We start from the raw sequence: 3,868 nt of genomic DNA on the forward strand, positions 1-3,868 counted from the left end.
CTGACCTTACGCAACCTGCCGCGGCTCGCCGACGTCGACAGTTTCGGCCATTTGCTCAACCAATTGGGCGCGTCGACCGCGATCGAAGGGTCGCGCCCCGAGGATTTCGGCCGGGTGATGACGATCCGTGCCGGTCAGCTCACCTCGACCGAGGCGCCGTATGACATCGTGCGCAAGATGCGCGCATCGATCCTCGTGCTCGGCCCGATCCTCGCGCGCGCGGGCGAGGCGCGGGTGTCGCTCCCCGGCGGGTGCGCGATCGGCAACCGCCCGATCGACCTGCACCTTAAGGCGCTGGAGGCGATCGGCGCCGAGCTCGAAATGTCCGCCGGCTATGTCACCGCGCGCGCGCCCGGCGGGCGGCTCGCGGGGGGACGCTATTCCTTTCCGATCGTGTCGGTCGGGGCGACCGAGAATGTCGTGATGGCCGCGGTCACCGCCAAGGGCAGCAGCCGGATCGAGAATGCCGCGCGCGAGCCCGAGATCGTCGATCTGTGCCGCTGCCTCGTCGCGATGGGCGCGCAGATCGACGGGATCGGCACCGAGACGCTCGAGATCGAAGGCGTCGACCGGCTCCACGGCGCGACCTATGCGGTGATGCCCGACCGGATCGAGGCGGGGAGCTATGCCTGCGCCGCGGCGATCACCGGGGGCGATATCGAACTGACCAATGTCGACGCGCACGATATGGGCGCGACGCTCGATGCGCTGCGCGACGCAGGGGTGACGGTGGTCGAGGGGCGCAAGTCGGTGCGCGTTTCGGCCAATGGCCCGCTCCGCCCGCTGACGCTCTCCACCGCGCCCTTCCCCGGCTTCGCCACCGATATGCAGGCGCAGTTCATGGCGATGCTGTGCAAGGCCGAGGGCGCGAGCGTGCTGACCGAAACGATCTTCGAGAACCGCTATATGCACGTTCCCGAACTGGCGCGGATGGGGGCGGACATCCAGGTGCGCGGGCGCACCGCGGTGGTGCGCGGGGTCGATCGCCTCGTCGGCGCGCCGGTGATGGCGACCGACCTGCGCGCGTCGATGAGCCTGATCCTTGCCGGGTTGGCGGCGGAGGGCGAGACCGCGGTCAACCGCGTCTATCATCTCGATCGCGGCTATGAGCGGCTTGAGGAAAAACTGAGCGCGGTCGGCGCCGATATCGAACGCGCCAGCGACGGGTAAGGCCACCGGCCCTCCCACGTCTGCTCCCCTCCCTCGTGAAAGGAGGGGAGCAGAAGTCACAAAGCGTCGAAATCGACCGGTTTGTGGCGATCGAGCGCGTTCGGCGCTTCGGGCATCGGATATTTGAGCCCGGTCGCGCAATTGAACAGCACGACCTCCTCATCCTCGTCGACCTCGCCGTCCCTCAGCGCCTGGCGATAGGCCGCCAGGGTCGCGCCGCCCTCGGGGCACAGCAGCAATCCGTCCTGCCGCGCGCAATCGTCGACCGCGCGGAGGATCGCCGGATCGCCCACCGCGAGCGCCTTGCCACCCGATTCGCGCACCGCGCGCAGGATCAGGAAATCGCCCACCGCGCGCGGCACGCGGATTCCCGCGGCGACGGTTGCCGCATCTTCCCAGCGCGCGGCATGCTCCTCGCCCGCCTCGAACGCGCGGACGATCGGCGCGCAGCCCGCCGCCTGCACCGCATACATGCGCGGCCGCTCGGCGCCGATCCAGCCGAGCTTTTCGAGCTCGTCGAACGCCTTCCACATCCCGATCAGCCCGGTGCCGCCGCCGGTGGGGTAGAAGATCGCCTTGGGCAGCCGCCAGCCGAGCTGCGCGGCGAGCTCCAGCCCCATCGTCTTCTTGCCCTCGATGCGATACGGCTCCTTGAGCGTCGAGAAATCGAACCAGCGCCCCTCGGCCGCGCCCTGCCCGACAATCGCGCCGCAATCGTCGATCAGCCCGTTGACCCGCCACACCCGCGCGCCCTGCATCGCGATCTCGCGGACGTTCACCTCCGGCGTGTCGTCGGGGCAGAGCACGATCGTCTCGATCCCCGCGCGGGTGGCATAAGCAGCGAGCGCCGCGCCGGCATTGCCGTTGGTCGGCATCGCGATGCGGGTGACGCCCAATTCCCTGGCCATCGCCACCGCCATCACCAGCCCGCGCGCCTTGAAGCTGCCGGTCGGCAAGCGGCCCTCGTCCTTGACCAGCACCTTGCCCCCGCCTGCGCGCGGGATCGGGATCAGCGGGGTCTCGACCTCGCCGAGGCTGACGACATTGGCGGTGTGGCGCACCGGGAGCAATTCGCGCCAGCGCCACAGATCGGTCTCGCGCCCCGTCAGCGCATCGCGCGACAGCGCCGCCCCGGCCGCCGCGAGATCGTAGCGGACGAGCAGCGGGCGCCCGGCGCGCGACAGCCCGTGAAGCCGATCCGCCTCATAGCGCTCGCCGGTCAGCGAACATTCGAGATGGGTGACGAAAGTCGGCCGTTCGGCGACGAGATTGTCGTTCATAAGGTGCGCGGCGCTTCCGTTGTTCTCGCTTGATCTTCCTCCGTCATGCCGGGTCAAGCCCGGCATGACGAGGTTGGCTTAATCGGCCGCCTTGGCGACGCCGACCAGCGCCGGGCGCAGCAACCGGTCGCGGATCATCCAGCCCGATTGCATTTCCTGTACGATCGTCCCCGGCGCGGCGTCGGCCGAGGGCATTTCCATCATCGCCTGATGCCGGTTGGGATCGAGCGTCTCGCCCAGCGCGGTGATGCGGGTGATGCCGTTGCGCTGGAACACATTGGCCAGCTCGCGCATCGTCGCCTCAAGCCCCGCGACCAGCCCCTTGAGCTTGTCGTCCTCGCGCAGCTCGGCCGGGATCGACGCCAGCGCCCGCTCCAGATTGTCGTTCACCGACAGCACGTCGCGCGCGAAATTGGTCGCGGCATAGGCGCGCGCGTCGGCGGCGTCCTTCTCGGCGCGGCGGCGGACATTCTGGATCTCGGCCTGCGCATAGAGCGCCTGCTGCTTCGCCTCGGCGAGCGCGGCCTCGAGCTCGGCGGTGCGATCATGTTCGGCGACCTCGGGTGCGCCCTCGGCGGTTTCCGCGCGCAGATCCTCGGGAACGTCGGTATTCTCGTTGTCGGTCATTTCATTCCTGTCTGTTAGCAGCTCAACCCATCAGCCGGGCGAGCGTTGCGGCCGTGAAATCCACCATGGGCACGACGCGCGCGTAGTTCAACCGTGTCGGGCCGATCACCCCCACCACGCCGACCACCCGCCCGTCCGCCCCGCGAAAGGGTTTGGCGATTACCGAAGAGCCGGAAAGCGCGAACAATTTCGTCTCCGCGCCGATGAAGATGCGGGTCGCGTCGCCGGCGCGCGCCGAATCGAGCAGCGCGGCGATCTCCTGCTTGCCTTCGAGATCGTCGAGCAGATCGCGCACGCGTTCGAGATCGGCGGCATCGGCATCGTCGAGCAAGCGCCCCTGCCCGCGCACGATCAGCACCGGGCGGCGCCCGCCGTCCTCGCTCCACACCGCGATGCCGCGCTGGATCAGCGCGCGCGCGGTGGCGTCGAGCGCGGCTCGGCCGTCGGCCAGCTCGCGCTCGACCCGCGCGCGCGCATCGGACAGCGTGAGCCCCGACAAGGTCGCCGACATGTAATTGCCCGCCTCGATCAGCGCCGAGGCGTCGACCCCGGCGGGGAGATCGATCACGCGATTCTCCACCGCGCCGTCCTCGCTGACCAGCACTGCGAGGGCCTGGGTCGGGGTCAGCGGCACGAAGCCGATCGAGCGCAGCACCTGCTCGCGCTTGGGGACCATCACCAGCCCAGCGCACGCCGACAGCCCCGAAAGCGCCGCGGTAGTGGCGGCGAGCGCCTCCTCCACCGGGCCGCCGCCCGCCGCGCGCGCCTCGATCGCGGCGCGCTCGGCACGG

The 3,868-nt window shown here is 69.8% G+C and carries 4 protein-coding genes; 1 reads left to right on the top strand and 3 read right to left on the bottom strand.

The genetic code is table 11. The features are described 5' to 3' along the window. Window positions 1-1,170, top strand: a 1,170-nt coding sequence (gene murA, locus BGN95_RS00245) for a UDP-N-acetylglucosamine 1-carboxyvinyltransferase (RefSeq protein ID WP_286771264.1), incomplete at its 5' end; no start/stop codon positions are given. 56 nt (window positions 1,171-1,226) lie between these two features. Here the strand turns inward: murA and BGN95_RS00250 are convergent. The 3 genes from BGN95_RS00250 to hrcA all read right to left on the bottom strand — a co-directional run. Further along, on the bottom strand, window positions 1,227-2,450 hold the full coding sequence (locus BGN95_RS00250) for a threonine synthase (protein ID WP_286771265.1): 1,224 nt from the start codon (window positions 2,448-2,450) through the stop codon (window positions 1,227-1,229). A 78-nt stretch (window positions 2,451-2,528) separates the two neighbouring features. Next, window positions 2,529-3,077 (bottom strand): nucleotide exchange factor GrpE, encoded by a 549-nt coding sequence (gene grpE, locus BGN95_RS00255; protein ID WP_179512382.1) that lies wholly within the window; start codon window positions 3,075-3,077, stop codon window positions 2,529-2,531. A gap of 22 nt (window positions 3,078-3,099) precedes the next feature. After that, the coding region (gene hrcA, locus BGN95_RS00260; RefSeq protein ID WP_286771266.1) for a heat-inducible transcriptional repressor HrcA at window positions 3,100-3,868 on the bottom strand (769 nt) is incomplete at its 5' end.

It is taken from the genome of Sphingomonas sp. 66-10 (genome assembly GCF_001897045.1).
GTDB classification, from domain to species: Bacteria; Pseudomonadota; Alphaproteobacteria; order Sphingomonadales; family Sphingomonadaceae; genus Sphingomonas; species Sphingomonas lycopersici.

Coding starts and splice junctions, on each gene's coding strand:
- grpE (WP_179512382.1), bottom strand. CDS start 3,077: ATGACCGACAACGAGAATACCGACGTTCCCGAGGATCTGCGCGCGGAA.
- BGN95_RS00250 (WP_286771265.1), bottom strand. CDS start 2,450: ATGAACGACAATCTCGTCGCCGAACGGCCGACTTTCGTCACCCATCTC.